The organism is Hymenobacter latericoloratus (assembly GCF_014199535.1).
Lineage (GTDB): Bacteria > Bacteroidota > Bacteroidia > Cytophagales > Hymenobacteraceae > Hymenobacter > Hymenobacter latericoloratus.
Genome location: NZ_JACHNV010000001.1, coordinates 742,903 through 760,523, shown reverse-complemented (window position 1 = coordinate 760,523; position 17,621 = coordinate 742,903). Strand labels below are relative to the sequence as shown.

Sequence of the window (17,621 nt, the reverse complement as noted above, 5' to 3'; positions counted from 1 at the left end):
CCAGGCCGTTCGTTTCTCATTTTCCCCCTATCACCTGTCACCATTCACCATTCACTTTTCACCTCCTCACCTCTTCGCCCGAAACGACCAGGTGATGCGGAAGGTAGCTACTACGTCGCCGGCTTGGTCCAGGCCGGTGCTGGTGCACACTACGGTGCGGCCTTCGCCGGTGGCGCGGCTTTCGGCTATGGCCTGGCCAATGGCGGCGCCATCCTGACTGGTGAAGCGAATGAGCCCGACGGCCTTCTTGGTAAAATCGGCTTCCAGACTTACGACCAACATGGAAACCGGCGGGCCGCTTTGTACGTGCATCATGGCCAGCAGGCCGCTAGCCATTTCGGCCGCCATGCTCAGGCAGGCAAAGTAGATGCTACGGAAAGGGTTTTGCGTCAGGTATTTATAGCGTACCGTTACGGTAGCCGCTTCGGGCCTGAGGGCGGCTACGCGCAGCCCGGCCAGGTAGGCCATAGGCAGACGCCGCAGCATGAATAAGCGCAGCTTCAGCGGATTACTGATGTCGCGGCGGAATTTCTCCATGCGGGCGGCCGCCGAAGAAGTGGTTGGGACAAGGGCCTGGCTCATACCGGAAGATAGGGATTCAGCAGAAAACAAGAATCCGGGGCGCTGAGCCCAGCTCAGCGCCCCGGATTACCAAGGGAGGGGGGTAGGTGGCCCGGGGGTTACCCTTTCTTTTCCAGCACCAGCACCACTTTGTTGAAGTTGGCGGCGGCATTTACTACCCCCCGGAAGGCCTCGAAGTCCTGCTTGGGCCACCGGATCTGGCGGTAGTACTCCTGAATGGTGACGGTTACTTTCTGGCCCTGCTGCTGGTAGCTTGATTTGAACAGGAACTCGGGGCCGGCTGCCGTGGGGCCGGCTGCCACGTTGAAGTTCAGATCCTGCAGGTTGCGCACCTGGTAGCCGGCCGGCACCTCAAACGTGATGGTACGGTTGTAGCGGCGGTTGAAACCGTTCTCCACATCAAACTGCCGCTCCTCGCTCTGGTACAGCTCTGACTGCGGCCCCAGCAGCGTGCCCACTTTGAACAGGTACTTGGGGCCCGCCCGGTCCAGCAGGGCCACCGATTCCACGGTAGCATCTACAATGAAGGGCTTTTCCAGCGGGTTCAGGCCTACCTCGGCGTTGGTAACCGTTACTTTCTGAAAAGTAGCATCCGGTACGCTTGACTTCACTAGGCCCTGCAGCACTTCGGGGCGCTTATCGTCCGGAATCAGGGGGTAGAACGGCTGAATCTCCTGGGCGTGGTAGCCCCCGTAGGTTTCCTTGATCGTAACAATGCTCTTGTCGAGGCCCGGCGCGAACTGCACGGCAATGTCCAGGTCGCTGGGGCTCTGGTCGGCCGTCAGGGTCGGAATGTCGCCGATGCGGCCCACGGCGGTTTCGGTGGTACCCAGCTTCACGCCACGAATAAACAGGCCCTTGTTGGCGGTCCACTCCGCCGGAATCAGAGGCAGGCGGTAATCGGGGCGGCTGGGGGCCAGCCACTGCTTGGTGGCCGGAAAGTAGAAAACCGAATGATCCAGCGAGTTCCAGGTGTCAAACGCCTCATCGAAGGCTACTTCGGTGCGGTCGGAGGTCAGCACCAGCTCGTGGGCGATGTTGAAGCGCGTGAGCAGGGCCGCGAACAGACGCGTAAAGCCGGGCTCGGAAGCCGTGCGCGAGGTGATGATGCTGGTCAGGCTCAGGTCGGCCTCGGGGGCTACGCGGAAGTTGGTCTTCACGTAGCTTTCGAGGGCGGCCACCGAAACCGGAGCGGGCAGATTCATCTGCTTTACCAACTTATCCAGGGCTTTCAGCTCATCCTTGTCCAGCTTATAATTGCGGCCGTAGATAAACTGGCTGGCCTCGGCCCAGGTGAACAGGCGCTGCTGCCCGCGGGCGGCGCTGTAAGCCAGTTTGTACTCCAGGCGCTGGCGGTTGGCCTGGGCCTGGGCGAATCCTTCCTCGCGCAGGGCCGGCACATCCTTCCCCAGCAGACGGATAACGTGTTTCTGCTGCAGCACCGTGTCGCGGACGAGGCCGCCGGGGTAGCGGCGCATTTCAAAGGTCAGGGCCTCGGGCGAAATCAGCTCCACCTGCATTTCGCGCACCGGCACTTCTTCCTGCACGTAAATGCGCCCGAAGTAGCTGATGGGCCGCTCCCGCGTGAACAGGTACTCAATCTCGCTGCCCTTCTCCACGCCTTCCACCGCAAACACCTTGTAGCCACGGCCGCCGTCCTCGTCCTTCAGCTCCTTCATGTTGCCTTCGGGCACCTCCACAATCTCGCCGCGGGGGCTGATGGTGCGGGCCTTCAGGGACACGATGCGGCCGCCATCCTGCACGGGCAGGTAAATTTTGTTGAAGCGCTCAATACCGTCGGAGGAATTTACGCGCACAATGCGGTGGTCGAGGGAGTAGAGGTGCAGCTGGTCGCGGGCATCGGCGGCAAATTCCTCCACCCGAAAATCGCGCAGTACCACGGCGGGCTGCTGGCCCTCAGCGGCGGTAACGGCCATGGGTTTGCGGCGGGCTTCCCAGTTGTAAGAGGCGTAGCTGAGCGTGGCGGGCAGGCCGGGCGCAGCCGTTTGGGCGCGCACGCCGGCCGGCAGAGTGAGTAGGGCCCCGGCCATCAGGCCCGCGCAGCCGCGAAGAGTAGGTAAAGACACGAAATACGTGAGGATAAACGCCCGGTAAGCAGGCTGATGAAGCGAAGGTTAGGTAGGTAAGCCGCCGTAGGCGCGGGCCTGCAGCGCGCCGGAAGGCTAGGCTTTTTTGCGCTTGAGAATGATGGCGTCGCGGTAGGCAGCGTTGAGCTTGTCCACTACCCCGTTCCACTGCCCGAACTGCGCGGGCTCCAGCAGCAGGTAGTTCACGTACAGCTCCTTCTCCTGAATGATTTTGTTGCCCTGGCGCTCGTAGCGAATAGAGAAGCCCAGCACCGCGGCCTGGCCCTGGGTGCTGGCGGGCAGGTAGGTTACCTCGTAGCCGGTGGGCACCTCAAACTCGGTGCGGGTGCGGGTGGTGTGGTAGTAGTCGTTGGTGCGGGCCAGGCGGCGCTTGGACGGGTCGAGGCGGTCGGTGGCGTAGGTCTGGTCCAGGTTTAGGTTCACGTACACCTCGTCATCGAGGCGCTGCACGTAGTCCTGCAGGCGGTACTGGTAATCCACTACCAGGGGCTGGTCGCGGGCGTCGAGGTGCTGCACGGCGTATTTATCCACGAAAAACTTGTTGTTGCCCCGCTCCAGCAGGCCTTTCACCAGCTTGGCTTCCTCGGCCTGGTTCAGCCCATCGAGAGCATAGGCCTGGCGCACTTTGGTGTAGCCGCCCAGGGCCAGGCGGCCGGAGCCGCGCAAACCCGTCGTGCCATCCAGCACTACCACCGAGCTATCCACGGTGCGGTTGCGCTGGCGCTCCATTACGGGCACACTAACCACTTTGCAGGTAGTGCCATCCAGCGCCAGCAGCGCATCCTTGCCCTGAATCATCCAGGAGGGCATGCCGTAGGGCGTGTACTTGCTGGTGGCGTCGAGGAACACGTACTCGCCGGGGCGGGGCTCGTAGGTAGTAATCATGTGGTTGTCCACGCCGGGCGTAGCCAGCTCGGCGTAGTGGTAGGGTAGGTCGCGGGTGCCAATCCAGGTGCGGTAGGCTTTGGCGCCGGTCATGCGCAGCATCTCGTGCAGCAGGTTGGCCATGTCCTTACAGTCGCCGTAGCGGTTGGCGTACACCCGGCCCGCATCGTGCGGAATAAAGCCGCGCAGGCCGTTTTCGAAGGCAATGTAGCGTACGTGGTCCTGCACCCAGTAGTAGATGCGCGCCACCCGCTCGGGCTCGGTGCGCGCCCCGGCCGTCAGCGAATCGACGACCCGGCGCAGGGCGGGGTTCTCCTGCTTATCAAGGCCACTAACGAAGCCCGAGTACAGACTGTACAACTCCTTGACGCCGCCCAGCAGGGCGCGGGGCTGGCCGTTTACGGTAGCTTCTTCCAGGAAGTAAGCCAGGTGAGGCAGGTAGTAGGCAGCCTCGGGCGCATCTGCCTCGCGGGGCGCGGCCGGCAGGTTTTCGGCCGTCCAGCGGTAGATGACGTTGCTGCCCTTTTCCTGGCGGGTGTACGTTACCAGGCCCTCCGGAATGTGGAACTGCTTGGCGTTGATGCGCACCCCGCGCGGGGCGGTAATGACCAGCTCGGCGTGGCGAATGGGCACGTAGCTGGCGAAGTAGAAGGGCGATACGAACCGCGCGTCGGGCTGCCGGATGGTGTAGTCGCAGACGGTGCGCGCGCCGGGGGCCACGGCCGGGTAGGTGAAGCTGACAATCCGGGCGTCATCAAAGAACACGCCGGGCCGAATGTCAAACTTGTCCTTAAACTCGGTGACTTTGATGGGCTTGTAGTCGTTGGTGGCGGGTAGCAGGGTGCGGGCCTCCAGCTTCTGCAGGCGGTTGAAGTGGGAAGTGTACACCTGATCCGGCGCGTACATGGCCGACTGGCTGCCTAGGTGCAGCATGTCGTAGCGGTGGCGGGCCAGCACCTGCACCGAGTCGCCCTTTACTTCCACCGTCACGTCCTGGCGGTAGTCGAGGTACACGGCCGGCTCGGTGGGGTACTGCTGCTTGAGCTGCTGCAGCAACTGCAAGGGCTGCTGGGCCTGGGCGCTCAGGGCCAGCAGCAGGGCCAGGGCCAGCCCGCCCAACTGCCGGTAGAGGTTAGCGGGTTTCATACACACGGGTATTCCAGTACACATCGGTGCGCAGAGGCTTGCCTTGGGCGTCGTAATACACGGTAGGGCCGGCTTTTTCGCCGCAGCGGTAGGTTTCCTCGCGCTCCAGGGTGCCATCGGGGCGGTAGTAGCGGCTGCGGCCGTGCAGCTGGTCGAAGGCATAGTTTTCCTCCTCCCACGGTTTGCCGTTGGGGTAGTAGGTAGTCAGCAGGCCCGTCAGCTGCCCGTCGGGCGTGTTCTGGGAGCGGCGGAATACCTGGCCCGAGCTGTAGTAGTAGGTGCGGGTGCCCGTCAGGCGGCCTTTCTGGTAGGTTTCGGTGGCGGCGGGCTTGCCGTTGGCGAAGGTAGTCGAGATGGGACCGGCCGGTTTCAGCTCCCCGGCAGGCTTACCATCGGGACCGGGGCCGCGGAAGCCCAGCAGCTCGCCGTTGGCGTACACTTTTTCCAGCAGCAGCTCACCCTGCAGGTTATAGGTGCGACAGGGGCCGTCCAGCTCCCCATTGGCATAGTTCAGCAGAATTTCCGTGCCTCCTTTCTCCGTGTAGTACTGCCACTCTCCCTCCTGCTCACCGGTGCGGTAGCTGCCCTTGAAACGCAGGGCTCCCGAGGCGTAGTAGCCTTTCCACTCACCCTCGCGCTTACCTTGGCGGTAAGCGCCTTCCTCCGCGAGGTTGCCCGTGAGCGGATGGTACGTGCGGTACGGTCCCTGGCGGTTGCCGCGGTCCAGCTCCACCGTCAGCTCAGGCTTGCCGTTGGGGTAAAGCCATTTGTCGGGGCCCTGGTAGGCGTAGCAGAGCCAGCCGCTTTCCGAGCGGGGCTTGCCATTGGCATAGTGCAAGGTCAGGGATTTGGTAGTGGGCTGAACGTCGAAGCGGTCCAGCACACGACCGGTGGAGTCAAAGGAAGTAACCACCAGGGGCCGGTCGTACTGCATCCACCGCTCCTCCGTAATGTGGCCGCCGGGGGTGTAGCTGCGCGTCCAGCCGTGCAGGTCGTTGTCGAGTAGGTTGTACTCTTCGCTGAGCTGCCCGGTGGGGTAGTACTGCCGCCAGGTGCCTTGCTGCTGGCCGGCCTGGTAAAAGCCGGTGCGCTGCAATTGCCCGTGGTCGTAAAAGTGCTCGTAGAGGCCCTGCAGCTGCCCATCCTGGTAGTGCGTGCGCTGCTGCACGCGGCCCGTGCTGGCGTAGATTTCCTCGGCGCCTTGCTGCTGGCCGGCCTGGTAGCGGCGCACCAGGCTCAGGCTCCCATCGCGCCGAAACCAGCGCCACTCCCCGTTCTGGCGGCCATCCACGTAGGTGCCCGTGAAACGGGTAGCCCCGTTCAGGTGCAATCCTTTCACTTCGGTTTTGCCCTTCTTGGCCACCGCTGTCTGGGCCAGGGCTTTGCCATTGGCATCCACGGAGGTGACTTTCGTGACGCGGCCCTGGTCGTAGAGCAGCTCTGTAATCAGCTGGCCCTGCCCGTCGTAGTCTTTGAACACGCCGTGCAGCTCGCCGGTGGCAGCGTCATAGTTTCTTTCCTCGCTGGGCTTGCCCGAAGCGTAGAACACCTGCCAGCGGCCTACCTGCTTACCGTGCTCGTAGCGCCCGGTGGAGGCCAGCTTGCCGTTGGGGTGGAAATCCTGATAGTCGCCGTGGAGCTCGTCCTGGTCGTAGCCCCCCTTGCGCTCCAGGGTTTTATCGGGGTAGAACACCTGGAAAGGCCCCTGGCGCTTATCGGCGGCGTAGGTGGCGGTTACTTCCGGGGTGCCGTCGGGGTAGAAGTCGGCCGAGGCGCCTTCCCGCTTGTCGGCCCGGTAGATGGCTTTGCGGTAGAGCTTGCCGTTGGGGTAGTAGCTTATTACCTCGCCCGTAACGTCGTTATTCTGGTAAGGGCGCACCTCGCGGACTTCGCCGCAGTAGTGGTAGAGCTTGGCCTGCCCCACAATCTGGCCGGCTTTGTAGGTACCTTCCACCGAAAGGGCCCCATTGTCGAAGTACTCCACGTAGCGGCCCTCGTAGCGGCCTTCGGTGTCGTAGTTCATTTCCTTGGCCACCCGGCCGTTGGGGTGGTACTCGCGCCAGAGGCCAGTGCGCTTGCCGGCCTCCGTAAAGCTGCCGGCCTCGGAAATGGCTCCGGCCTGGTCAATAATCAGCCAGGGGCCGTGCAGTCCGGTTAGATTGCCGTCCTTCACCTCGCCCGCCCCGATGCCCTGCAGCTTGCCTTCATGAAACCAGGCGCTGCGCCGCGCGGTGGGGGTAGCCGCGTCGGCTACAGGCTGCTGAGCGCGCAGCTGCAACAGGGCCCCGGCTACTTCCTGGCTCATGCGCTCCACCTTGCTTTTGTTGCTTTTCACCCATTGGGCAGCCTTTTTATCCTCGGCCGATAGGAGGATGAGGTAGGTGAAGGACGTGAGGTTGTCGTTGCGGCGCAGGGCCTCCACCATGGGGCCGTAGGCGCGCAGCCACAGGTCCTGCTCGTGGGGGCCGGCAGCCGGAAACTTCTCCACCAGCAACTGCGCCTGCTTGACAATGGCTGCATCGAATTTCACCTTCGACTGGTAGCCTTTCTGCAGGGCAACTTTTGAGGTAATCAGCAGGTCCAGCTCCTGAAAGGCCTCATTGGGCACGAAGGGTTTCTCGCGGTCCTTTTCCTCCACCTCCTGCACGTTGGTGGCAATGCGCTCGGCCAGAATCAGGGCCTGCTGGCTGTTTTCGCCGTCGGGGCTGAGGGCCAGGAACGTGAGCAGGCTGATAAGGGCGCGGGCCGTCTGGCCCTGCTCCAGGGCCAGCCAGGCTAGCTGGTAATGCGTGTTGGGGTGGTGGGGCGCTAGTTCCAGGCTGCGCTGCCAACTGGCCAGGGCGGCGGGCCGCTGCTTCACCAAGTCATAGCTCACGCCCTGGTTAAACCACAGCCGCTGGCTGTACGGAAACCGCTTCAGACCCTCGGCATACGCCCGGAAGGTAGCTTCCTCGTGGTGCAGGGCCTCCTCCGCCTCGGCCAGAACGTAATAGGGCTGCGCGTCGTGCAGGTGCAGGGCAATGGCCCGCTGGCTAACCTCAATGGCTTCCTTATACTGCTTGTTTTCGGAGTAAGACAATGCCAGCTCGCCCTGCACCTGCACGTAGCCGGAGTCAGAGGAAGGCACCAGCAGATACTGGCGGATGGCCCCGGCATAGTCGCCTTTGTCGTGCAGGGCAATGCCCTCGGATAGTGCTTGTCGGGAGGTAACCAGGGTGGCGGGCTGCTGCTGGCCCAACAGGGGGGTAGCCACCCCGGCACACAGGCCTAGCAGGGTGCTATACGGTAGAATTCGCATCAAATGGTAACAACTAAAATACTTCACCAGCCCTTCCGCACTCTGCGGTGACTAGCAGATAGTTCTACAAGTATAACCGCTTTCCGGCGGGCCGAAAAGCATTCAGCACTATTTCCAGCTCATCTTTAGCCGGATACCCGCTTACTCACTTTTTATTTGTGTTTTTTCGCCATTGACTTAGACTTTTTATTCTTACCCGGATAAACCACCAGCTCCTGATACCCATAGGTAGCGTCGGGTTCCCGCCGAAAGTCTAACTCCGGCATTTCCCCGATAACCAGCTCGGCCGTGGTATAAATAACGTTGCCATCTAGCAAATGCCCGCCCAGGGTGCGGCCGGTGGAATCGGCAATGGCCAGGTGCAGATGGCTGCCATTGACGGAGAGGGTACCTACCAGGGATACAATTTCGAAGTGCCCCTGGTACCGGGTAGGCCCCTCCTGATTGGCCAGCCGTAGGGTAGCCGTAGTCAGACTGCCAACGCAGGTAAGCACGGCCGCCGCCCGCAGCTGGTGCTGCTCGGCAAAAGCCAGCAGCTCGCGGCGCACGTCCTGGCCCGGTTTCAGGCGGAGGGCGTACGTGCGGAGCGAGGACGAGGGCGCGAAACCAGGAGCAGGGGGCATACCAGTAGGCAAGGATTGGGCAGCGGCTGCCGTGGCCTGAAAAGCCAGCAGCGCCGCGAGCAAAAAGAAGCGCATATGGGCAAATAAACAGATAAAAGCCGGCCGGGCAGCAACTGCTGGTTGCTGCCCGGCCGGCTTGCTGCTTAGCAGGGCGGGGCTGCTTACCGTTTAAAGCTCACGTTGCCGTAGCGCACTTTGATGTTCACATTGCCAAGGTTACGCGTCTGCACGGCCCCGAAAGTACCCTGCATGTCGCTGGAAGAAGGGCTGCTTTCCTCTGAATCTACCTTCACCAGGCGCTTATCGACCAGCAGCTTGCCGTGCTCGGTATTTACATCGAAGTTAAAGCCGGCCCCGTCGGGGAAATTAAGCAGAATGGTGCTGTAGCCGCCATCCACGTTGATCTGCCGGAAATTTTTGCCGGTGCTGCGCACCTCGAAGGTGGGGCAGTACTGCAGCTTCATGTCCAGCTGGTTGCTGAGCTTATCGATGCTGAAACGGGAGTAGCCGGAGCTGCCCCGCAGGTTGCGCACGGTGCCCAGGGCCACGTCGCCGTACTTGCTGTGCACCGTCAGGTCCTGCACCGAGCCGATGTCAATATCCGAATAGTTGTTGCGCAGCTCCACGGTGCCACCTTCCGTCAGGCGCAGCTTGGAGTAGGAGGCATCCACGGTGGCGCGGCCGGCGTAGGGCACGGTGCACTGGGCATTGCACACGCGCACCGAGTTGCGGGGGCCTTCCAGCCGGGCCGTGCGCAGGGTGCCGTACTCAATGGCCAGCTCGGTAGCCCCGGTCAGGTCGCTGGTCAGGCTGATTTCGCCGAAGGTGTTGTGCAGGGCCAGGGGCGTATTTTTGGGCACCCACACGGTATAGTTTACTTCGTAAAGCTTGGTGCGGCTCCAGCATTCGCGGGGCATGGCGCCAAAGCGCGAGCGGGCCACAATGCCCCCGGTGGCGGGGTCCTGGTCCTGTAGCTGCACCTGAATCATGTCCTGGAGCTGCTGGGCCTTTTCCTCGGTTTCGGCGCGGGTGATAATGTCCACGTCGGTGCGAATCTCGGCCCGGTTCCACACGTTTACCTGCACCCGGCCGTAGCGGGTATCGAGGGAGTAGAGCTTGGTGGCGCTGGCCGGAAACGTGCGGCTGATTTTGCGCACTTTTTCCACGGCGGGCGTCGGCTGCGCTTCTTCCTGCGGGCCTTGCCCACCGCCCTGGCGCGCATCCGGCGCCGAGCCGCTCCCCGGCGCCAGGGGGGCGGCTGTGGGCTGATAATAGTGCAGCTCTGCCTCAGCGGGGGCTACCGTTTGCTGGCCGTAGCCCGCAGTGCGGACGCCGGCCACCAGTACGGCGGCCAGCAGCAGCGGCCCTACCCCTCCAACAGAAAGCAACGTGCGGGGCATGGCTTAGGGCTTGCGGCGACCCTCGGCCACCATGTAAGGTTGGGAGTGATAATCCTTGATCTGCTCGCGGGTGCGCAGCTGCTGGTTCAGCAAATCCAGCCGGATCTGCAGGTTGCGGTCCATGGCATCCAGCACTACCTCAGGCTCCGGATTGCGGTACAGCTCCGTCCGGAGCTGCTGATACGTGGAGTCTAGGCCGCGCAGCTCCTGCTGCCAGTCCGACCGTGGGGCCGTGGCAGGGGTTTCTTTGTCCAGGGCTTGCAGTTCCCGCTGGCGCTCGGCAATCTGGGTGGCATAGTAGGCCTCCATGCGCTGCACGGCGCCGGCCAGGCGCTGCTCCGGGCCGGCCGCGGCCGGGGTAGCGGCCAGCAGGGGCTGCCCTACCTCCTCAGGGGCCGCCGGCCCGGTTACGGCTACCTGCTCCGTGCGCGTCCAGCGGGTAGCGTCCGACTGGTGCTGCCAGAACCAGGTACCAACCATCAACAAAGCCGCTACGGCGGCAGCAATGCCATAGGGGCGGGCGGAGCGCACAGCAGAATCAGCGGTAGCCAACGGCTGGGCCGCCGCTACTGCCGGTGCCACCGGCGTATTTTCGGGGGTAATGTGCAGGGGGAGTATGCGCAGAGGAGCTTCCTCTTCAGCGGCTTTGGGCGCAGTCAGCTCCAGTTCAAGGTCGTCCCAGAGAGTTGGGCGCGGCTCGAACACATCGAAGTCGGCGCGGTGGCGCTCAACAAAGGCTTCCAGTCCGGTTTTCTTCTCGTTCATGTGCGGTAGTAATGGGCAGGCTGCCAGGAGCGGCGCGCGGGTCGGGGTTGGGTGGGCCAGCGCAACGGGGGCAGCAGGTCGTCGTCGGGGAGGGAGGGTAAATCAGGTCGCGCGTTTTACAGGCCGTGCTGGCGGGCCAGCTCCAGGAGCTTTTTCCGGGCCCGGCTGTACTGCGACTTCGAAGTGGATTCCGTGATGTTGAGAATACCGGCAATTTCGGCGTGGTCGTAGCCCTCCAGCAGGTACAGCGAGAGGACTACCCGGTAGCCATCGGGCAGCTCCTGCACGCAGCGGCGCACTACATCGGCACGCCAGCCCAGCTCCTCCATATCGGGGCCATGGTCGTCGGAGTCGGGGGCGGCGCCGTCGTGCTGGTCGGCCAGGGGCACCAGCTGCAGGCGCCGGTTGCGCAGGCAGTTAATGCTTTTGTTGATAACGATGCGCTTCAGCCAGGAGCCGAAAGACGAGTCGCCTTTGTAGCTGTGCAGCTCCCGGAAGGCGCTCAGAAACGACTCCTGCAACACGTCCTCGGCCTCGGCAAAGTCGCCGGTAATGCGCAGGGAGGCGTTGAACATGGCCTTGGAGTAGCGCTTGTAGATTTCGGCCTGGGCGCGCCGGTCGCCTAAGCGGCACCGCTCGACTAGCGGGGCGTTGATGTCAGTGTACGCAAATGCCTCCATAGGTTGCTGCTGGGTTGGCGGGGGTCCGGAAACGAGAGAATCGTAAATATCCAACTTTCCGGGCAAAAAGGCTCGTGCTATCAGGTAAGCAGGTGAAAGACAGCCGGCCCCGGGCGGGGTTGCACCAGGTTGTCATTCCGGCCACTTCTAGTACTTTTAATGGCTTCATTTCATTCCCCGGTTTATGAGAAAATATATACTCCTGCTTTGGGTAGCCCTGCTGGCCGGATCGTGTAATAATAAAATTGACTTTGGGCCCGACGAGGGCGTTAGCTACCGCGACCACCAGAATGTTCCGATGGGCTACGCCGATAAATCGGACTGGACCCTGGACGGTAAGTGGAATAAACAGGAAGTCAAGCTTTTCGCCGACGACCTGAAGGTCAAGGTAAACAGCCAGCCGGCCGGTAACGTCTTTGATCTGGGCTTTTTCCCTAACCCAGTGGAGGCCGGCGGGCAAGCTACGCTGCTGTACCGTACTGCCCTGACTAGTGCCCGCCTGCACCTCGTCTTCGTTGATAAGAAGTACAAAGTCCTGAACCGGCTTGATGTGCCCGCCGCAGTCGGTGGCCGCTACGGAAGCCAGCTTTTGCTGGAACTGCCTACCAGTAAGTTTGCTGACAAAGGGGTGTACCGACTGTACTATGTCTTTTACAACTCTGATAACACCCTGTACTACAAAGGCCACGGCGACTTTAAGGTAGGGATGTAGCCGCCGCTGGCTGCCTTGCACTAACACAAAGGCCCGCCTGGTAGGATACCGAACGGGCCTTTTGCTTTTTCCCGGGCGTTTTACACGTCAAACGTAATTCCCTGGGCCAGGGGCAGCTGGGTGCTGAAGTTGATGGTATTGGTTTGGCGCCGCATGTAGATGCGCCAGGCGTCGGAGCCGGACTCGCGGCCGCCGCCGGTTTCCTTTTCGCCCCCGAAGGCCCCCCCGATTTCGGCCCCGCTCGTGCCGATGTTCACGTTGGCAATGCCGCAGTCGGAGCCGGCGTGGCTGAGGTAGGTTTCGGTTTCGCGCATATTCAGGGAGAAGATGCTGGAAGAGAGGCCCTGGCGCACCCCGTTCTGCAGGGCAATGGCTTCCTCTACCCCCCCGCTGTACCGGATGAGGTAGAGAATGGGCGCGAAGGTTTCCTCCTGCACCGTGTGGTATTCATTGCGGGCTTCTACCAGGGCGGGCGTCACGTAAGTGCCGGTTTCGTAACCCGCCCCGGTCAGCACTTCGCCCCCCATGAGCAGCGTGCCGCCCTCCTGCTGCACAGCGTCCAGGGCATGCGTGAAGGCTTCCACGGCCGTTTTGTCAATCAGGGGGCCTACCAGGTTGCCTTCCTGCAGGGGGTGGCCGATGGGCAAGTTAGGATAGATTTTCAGCAGGCGCGCCTTCACGTCCTCGTAAATCGAATCGTGGATGATGAGGCGGCGGGTGGTGGTGCAGCGCTGCCCGGCCGTGCCTACCGCCCCAAACACCACGGCGCGCATGGCCATGTCCAGGTCGGCATGTTCCGTGAGGATGATGGCGTTGTTGCCGCCCAGCTCCAGCAGGGCCCGGCCCAGGCGGCCGCCCACCACCTCACCTACCTTCTTGCCCATGCGGGTGCTGCCCGTAGCTGACACCAGCGGTACGCGCGGGTCGGCGGCCATGGCGGCGCCAATTTCCGCATCCCCGATAACCAGGTTGAAAATGCCTTCCGGCAGCTCGTTTTCCCGGAGCACGTCGCGCAGGATGTGCTGCACGGCCACGGCTACCAGCGGGGTTTTCTCGGAGGGTTTCCAGATGCACACGTCGCCGCAGATGGCGGCCAGCATGGCATTCCAGCTCCACACGGCCACCGGGAAGTTGAAGGCCGAAATGATGCCCACTACCCCCAGCGGGTGGTACTGCTCGTACATGCGGTGGGCCGGCCGCTCTGAGTGCATGGTGTAGCCGGTGAGCTGGCGCGAGAGGCCCACCGCGAAGTCGCAGATGTCAATCATTTCCTGCACTTCGCCGAGGCCTTCCTGCAGAATCTTCCCCATTTCGTAGCTTACCAGCTTGCCCAGGGGCTCCTTGTTTTCGCGCAGCTTGTTGCCAATCTGGCGCACGATGTCGCCGCGCTTGGGGGCCGGCACCAGCCGCCACGCCTGGAAGGCCTGCTGGGCCTGCGCTACCACGTTGTCGTAGTCCTGGGGGGTAGCCATAGCGACGGTGCCAATCAGGCGGCCATCGGTAGGCGAGTGGATGGCGCGCACGCTGCCGCCTGAAGCGCCGCCCCACTGCAGGCCGGTGCTCCAGGCGGCGTTATGGGCCTCTACGCCCAGCTCCTGCAACACTTGCTGAATGCCGTGGGGGTCGTGCTCCTGCACATCGGTACCGGTGGCGGTGGCTTCTTCGAGGGCTTGTTTCATGGAAAAGTTAGGTTGGGTGGGAGAACAGCTTCAACTAAGCGCCTGGGCGGCGCGGCGTACCCGCAGGCTGCCATCTGCAAAGCAAGCTATAAAAACGAATACGCCCGCCGCGCTGGCGTCGGCAGGGCGGCTCAGCATGGGCTGCCCCGCCGACGCCAGCTGCTCTGTTACGGGCGAAGCACATATTTTTGGGGCGCGTTACTTCTGCTTTTGATGTTTGCTTCTTATTCCGACTACCTTCAGCTCACGCACCGCCCCGATTTGCAGGTGCTGGTTCTACGCTGGCTGCGCGATACTACATTACCCGAACTGCAGACCGGCTGCCAGGCCGCGCTGGAGCTGGCCCAACACCACGGCATTGCGCACTGGGTCGTGGACGTGCGCCGGCGTGTGACCGTTAACGCCGAGCGCTCCGCCTGGATGTCGGACACGTTCCTGCCCGCGGCAGCCCTACGCCTGCAGCCCGCCCTGCTGCGGGTAGGCTACCTCATTTCTCCCACCCGGCTGGAAACCATTCTGGCCGAGTCTACCGTGCAGCACGCGGCCATTACCCGCAGCCAGGATTCAGCCCAACCCTACCTGATGCGCATTTTCCTGAACGAATCTGACGTGATGCAGTGGCTGCTGTCGGAGACGGTGGGCACGCCTTTCGCTTTGCCGGCCTAGGGCCGCAAACCGCCAAAGCAGCGACCTACCCCCAACCGGCTCGCGAAATCTGATTCCCAGGCCGCTGCGTATCTTCACGCTATGTCGGATACTGTCTGCACCATCACTAGCCGCCCCGATCTGGGGGTTCTGGTAGCCCGCTGGCCCATGCAGGCGTCTTCGGCCCAGCTGCGGGCTGATTACCAAGCCATTCTGGCGGCCGCCACCCACCACCACCTGAGCCGCTGGTTGCTGGATGTACGCCGCCGCAATGAGCTCGACCCGGAAATCGGGCAGTGGACTACCCACGAGTTCTACCCCGGCGCGGCGGCCCAACTGGCGCCCCAGCCCCTGCGCCTGGCGGTGCTGTGCTCACCGGCGCGGCTGGAAATTTACAAGGCCGACCCGACGCAGGAGCAGTACCTGAACTTTGGACTGGCTCCGGAGCGCACCTACCACATGCGCCTGTTCATTGAAGAAGGCCCCGCTTTGCAGTGGCTGCTGGGGTAGCAAACCAGCCGGCTACAAAACAGAAGCGCCCCCCGCTAAAGTAGCGGGGGGCGCTTCTGTTTTGTAGCTCAGGCAAGCTTACTGCGCCTGCCCAATGGGGTAGTAAGCTTTGCGGCCGTCGGGGTACACGCCTTCTACCAGGGCGCCATCGGTTTCTTTGGCGGCTTCGAGGTAGCGCTGCACGTCCTGGGGCTTGGTCACCTTGTTCTTGTCGATGCGGGTGATGATGAAGCCATCGGCAATGCCGGTTTCGCGGAAGTTCGAGCCTTTGATGCCGTTAATCTTGGCTCCGCCGTCAATGCCGAGCTTGTTGAGCTCCTGGCGGCTCACCGGCGCCAGAGTAGCGCCTTCGTACTTCAGCGTTGCTACTTCGTCCCGCACAATGTCAGTGGTGCCGGTGGCGTTACGCAGGGTAGCCGTGGCCACCCGCGAGTCGCTGCCGCGCAGATACGTCACCTTGATTTTGTCGCCGGGACGGAAGCGGGCCACCTGCTCCTGCAGCTGCGAGGAGGTGTTCACCTTCACCCCGTTGATTTCCGTGATGATGTCGCCTTCCTGCAAGCCTGCGTCGGCGGCGGAGCTGTTTTTGCCCAGGCTCATTACGTACACGCCATTCAGGCTTTTCAGCTTTTTCTCCGAAGCCAGGGTAGCATCTACCTCCCGAATCTGGACGCCCAGCAGAGCCCGCTGCACCGTCTTGTACTTCAGCAGGTCATCCACTACTTTGCTCACGATGGAGCTGGGCACGGCAAACGAGTAGCCCTCGAAGGAGCCGGTGTGCGAGGCAATAGCCGAGTTAATCCCCACCAGGTCGCCGTTGAGGTTTACCAGGGCCCCGCCCGAGTTGCCGGGGTTCACCACCGCGTCCGTCTGCAGGAACGACTCGATGCCCATGTTGTCCTCGCGGCGCAGAATGTTGATGTTGCGGCCCTTGGCCGAGATGATGCCGGCCGTAACCGTAGAGTTCAGGTTGAAGGGGTTACCCACGGCCAGTACCCACTCCCCTACTTTCACGTTATCGGAGTTGCCGTAGCGCACGAAGGGCAGGTTATCAGCCTTCACTTTCAACAAGGCCAGGTCGGTGGTAGGGTCGGCGCCCACCAGCTCCGCCTGGAACTTGCGCTTGTCGTCCATCACCACTTCAATCTTGTCGGCCTTCTCAATGACGTGGTTGTTGGTCACGATGTAGCCGTTGGCGGCGATGATAACGCCTGAGCCCGAACCCTGCTGCGGCCCTTGCTGGCGGCCGCGACCCTGGTACTGGTCAAACTCTTCCCCGAAGAACTGGCGCAGGAAGGGGTCCATGCGCGACATGTCGCCGCCCTGGCTGGCCTTGGGGGCGTACTCCGTCATGACGTGCACTACGGCCGGCGTTACGGAAGCAGCGGCAGCCGTGAAATTTAACCCTTCGGGCACGGTGTAAGTGCTATTGCGCAACTCACTGGTGTACCGAACGTTCGGGTCGGCAGCTACGGTCTGGGGCGCAAGGCCGCGCTCCGGTTCCAGCAGCTTGTACCCACCCACGGCCACGCCTCCACCCAAAATGGCGGAACCAAGCAGACCGAGCATCATTTGTTTTGCTTGCATGGGTAAGAAAGAGGTGAGATGAAAGATGTCGAGTTGAAAATACAACAGAATCGTGAGCGAACCATGCGGCGGGACTTTCCAAGATGCCCCAACTCCCTGGCTGCCTACCTAACGCTAGATACCTAGCGAATGGTGTCCGGTTGCATGCCTGTTGAAGGAGGAAATTAGCCGGTTGGTAGATTACCTGCCTGGCAACGGCCCACTCCTACCCCTCCGGCTACTGATGTAAGAACACACGAAACAAGAAAAAAGGCACCAGCAAGGGGTGCCTTTTTTCCTGAATTGCCGCGCTTAGCGCACTTCAATCTGATGCTTGGTTACCTTCTTGCTGTCGAAGGGCAGCAACAGGCGGAGCACCCCGTCCTGAAGCTGGGCATCAATGGCGGTTACGTCCACGGTGTCGGGCAGGCGGAAGGTGCGGGTAAAGGCCCCGTAGCCCGACTCTACACGCCGGAATTTCGGTCCGTTCTCGGTGGCTTCCGGGGCTTTGCGCTCACCGGTTACCGTGAGTTTGCCCTCGTGGAAGTCAATCTTTACGTTTTCCTTCGCTACGCCGGGCAGCATCAGGTGTAGCTCAAAGCCCTGCTCCAGCTCCACAATATCGGCTTGCGGAATAAAGCTCTGGGAAGGCGCGGTTTGCGAGGGCAACGTGTCGCGCAGCATTTCATTGAGAACCGAGCTGAAAGCACGGGAAGGACGTAGGGCAGGCAGGTTGTTATACAGCAGAGTTGCCATGGTAATCTAGAAGTTTTGAGTTCAGGTTTGAGCGTCGCCAGCAGTGTGGCGACACCTGTACTCTATAAATTCTATACCAATGCATTATTACAGTCAATTTGTCATTATTTCGAAAATAATCTGCTGCAGCAACCGCTGTTACTTTGAGAAAATGCCCCTCATTATAGTTCAAACAAGTATAATCAGCTTCCCAAGATGATGTCAAATTGACACTGCAACAACTTAACGAGCTGAAAAAGCTCCATGATTCAGACACCACCCCACTA

Annotated in this window: 14 protein-coding genes; 3 read left to right on the top strand and 11 right to left on the bottom strand. The window is 61.9% G+C overall.

The genetic code is table 11. The annotated features are described in order from the left end of the window. Positions 1-66: 66 nt before the first annotated feature. The 8 genes from GGU46_RS03405 to GGU46_RS03370 all read right to left on the bottom strand — a co-directional run bounded on the left by GGU46_RS03405 (position 67) and on the right by GGU46_RS03370 (position 11,487). Positions 67-582: a PaaI family thioesterase gene (locus tag GGU46_RS03405; RefSeq protein ID WP_215906246.1), complete on the bottom strand. Its 516-nt coding sequence runs from the start codon at positions 580-582 to the stop codon at positions 67-69. A 98-nt stretch (positions 583-680) separates the two neighbouring features. Then, positions 681-2,669: a DUF3857 domain-containing protein gene (locus tag GGU46_RS03400; RefSeq protein ID WP_183402136.1), complete on the bottom strand. Its 1,989-nt coding sequence runs from the start codon at positions 2,667-2,669 to the stop codon at positions 681-683. Between the two features lie 96 nt (positions 2,670-2,765). Continuing rightward, positions 2,766-4,721, bottom strand: a complete 1,956-nt coding sequence (locus tag GGU46_RS03395) for a DUF3857 domain-containing protein (protein ID WP_183402135.1) — start codon at positions 4,719-4,721, stop codon at positions 2,766-2,768. Continuing rightward, entirely contained in the window at positions 4,708-8,019 is a 3,312-nt protein-coding gene (locus GGU46_RS03390; protein ID WP_183402134.1) for a tetratricopeptide repeat protein, read from the bottom strand. The genes GGU46_RS03395 and GGU46_RS03390 overlap by 14 nt, the downstream gene beginning before the upstream one ends. 152 nt (positions 8,020-8,171) lie before the next feature. Further along, positions 8,172-8,717: a PPC domain-containing DNA-binding protein gene (locus GGU46_RS03385; protein WP_183402133.1), complete on the bottom strand. Its 546-nt coding sequence runs from the start codon at positions 8,715-8,717 to the stop codon at positions 8,172-8,174. 86 nt (positions 8,718-8,803) lie between these two features. Then, complete coding sequence (locus GGU46_RS03380; protein WP_183402132.1) at positions 8,804-10,042, bottom strand: hypothetical protein; 1,239 nt, start codon at positions 10,040-10,042, stop codon at positions 8,804-8,806. Between the two features lie 3 nt (positions 10,043-10,045). Beyond that, on the bottom strand, positions 10,046-10,807 hold the full coding sequence (locus tag GGU46_RS03375; RefSeq protein ID WP_183402131.1) for a hypothetical protein: 762 nt from the start codon (positions 10,805-10,807) through the stop codon (positions 10,046-10,048). Positions 10,808-10,923: 116 nt separating this feature from the next. After that, positions 10,924-11,487 carry an RNA polymerase sigma factor gene (locus GGU46_RS03370; RefSeq protein ID WP_183402130.1) on the bottom strand — a complete coding sequence of 188 codons (564 nt, stop codon included), beginning with the start codon at positions 11,485-11,487 and terminating at the stop codon, positions 10,924-10,926. A 184-nt stretch (positions 11,488-11,671) separates the two neighbouring features. Here GGU46_RS03370 and GGU46_RS03365 point away from each other — a divergent pair, with 184 nt between their 5' ends. Next, positions 11,672-12,199, top strand: coding sequence for a hypothetical protein (locus GGU46_RS03365; protein WP_183402129.1), 528 nt, complete (start codon positions 11,672-11,674; stop codon positions 12,197-12,199). 80 nt (positions 12,200-12,279) lie between these two features. Here the strand turns inward: GGU46_RS03365 and amaB are convergent, their stop codons facing one another. Then, entirely contained in the window at positions 12,280-13,878 is a 1,599-nt protein-coding gene (gene amaB / locus GGU46_RS03360; protein WP_183402128.1) for an L-piperidine-6-carboxylate dehydrogenase, read from the bottom strand. 213 nt (positions 13,879-14,091) lie between these two features. Here amaB and GGU46_RS03355 point away from each other — a divergent pair, with 213 nt between their 5' ends. Both GGU46_RS03355 and GGU46_RS03350 read left to right on the top strand, forming a co-directional pair. Continuing rightward, positions 14,092-14,544, top strand: coding sequence for a hypothetical protein (locus GGU46_RS03355; RefSeq protein WP_183402127.1), 453 nt, complete (start codon positions 14,092-14,094; stop codon positions 14,542-14,544). Positions 14,545-14,625: 81 nt separating this feature from the next. After that, a complete protein-coding gene (locus GGU46_RS03350) occupies positions 14,626-15,033 on the top strand; it encodes a hypothetical protein (protein WP_183402126.1) in 408 nt (135 codons plus the stop codon). Positions 15,034-15,111: 78 nt separating this feature from the next. Here the strand turns inward: GGU46_RS03350 and GGU46_RS03345 are convergent, their stop codons facing one another. Next, positions 15,112-16,620, bottom strand: coding sequence for a Do family serine endopeptidase (locus tag GGU46_RS03345; RefSeq protein WP_246398651.1), 1,509 nt, complete (start codon positions 16,618-16,620; stop codon positions 15,112-15,114). A gap of 291 nt (positions 16,621-16,911) precedes the next feature. Beyond that, complete coding sequence (locus GGU46_RS03340) at positions 16,912-17,355, bottom strand: Hsp20/alpha crystallin family protein (protein ID WP_183402125.1); 444 nt, start codon at positions 17,353-17,355, stop codon at positions 16,912-16,914. Between the last annotated feature and the right edge of the window lie 266 nt (positions 17,356-17,621).

What these genes read in the sequence shown, in the direction of transcription:
- GGU46_RS03405 (WP_215906246.1), bottom strand. Translation starts at nt 582, where the DNA reads ATGAGCCAGGCCCTTGTCCCAACCACTTCTTCGGCGGCCGCCCGCATG.
- GGU46_RS03395 (WP_183402135.1), bottom strand. Translation starts at nt 4,721, where the DNA reads ATGAAACCCGCTAACCTCTACCGGCAGTTGGGCGGGCTGGCCCTGGCC.
- GGU46_RS03390 (WP_183402134.1), bottom strand. Translation starts at nt 8,019, where the DNA reads ATGCGAATTCTACCGTATAGCACCCTGCTAGGCCTGTGTGCCGGGGTG.
- GGU46_RS03385 (WP_183402133.1), bottom strand. Translation starts at nt 8,717, where the DNA reads ATGCGCTTCTTTTTGCTCGCGGCGCTGCTGGCTTTTCAGGCCACGGCA.
- GGU46_RS03380 (WP_183402132.1), bottom strand. Translation starts at nt 10,042, where the DNA reads ATGCCCCGCACGTTGCTTTCTGTTGGAGGGGTAGGGCCGCTGCTGCTG.
- GGU46_RS03375 (WP_183402131.1), bottom strand. Translation starts at nt 10,807, where the DNA reads ATGAACGAGAAGAAAACCGGACTGGAAGCCTTTGTTGAGCGCCACCGC.
- GGU46_RS03370 (WP_183402130.1), bottom strand. Translation starts at nt 11,487, where the DNA reads ATGGAGGCATTTGCGTACACTGACATCAACGCCCCGCTAGTCGAGCGG.
- GGU46_RS03365 (WP_183402129.1), top strand. Translation starts at nt 11,672, where the DNA reads ATGAGAAAATATATACTCCTGCTTTGGGTAGCCCTGCTGGCCGGATCG.
- amaB (WP_183402128.1), bottom strand. Translation starts at nt 13,878, where the DNA reads ATGAAACAAGCCCTCGAAGAAGCCACCGCCACCGGTACCGATGTGCAG.
- GGU46_RS03355 (WP_183402127.1), top strand. Translation starts at nt 14,092, where the DNA reads ATGTTTGCTTCTTATTCCGACTACCTTCAGCTCACGCACCGCCCCGAT.
- GGU46_RS03350 (WP_183402126.1), top strand. Translation starts at nt 14,626, where the DNA reads ATGTCGGATACTGTCTGCACCATCACTAGCCGCCCCGATCTGGGGGTT.
- GGU46_RS03345 (WP_246398651.1), bottom strand. Translation starts at nt 16,620, where the DNA reads ATGCAAGCAAAACAAATGATGCTCGGTCTGCTTGGTTCCGCCATTTTG.
- GGU46_RS03340 (WP_183402125.1), bottom strand. Translation starts at nt 17,355, where the DNA reads ATGGCAACTCTGCTGTATAACAACCTGCCTGCCCTACGTCCTTCCCGT.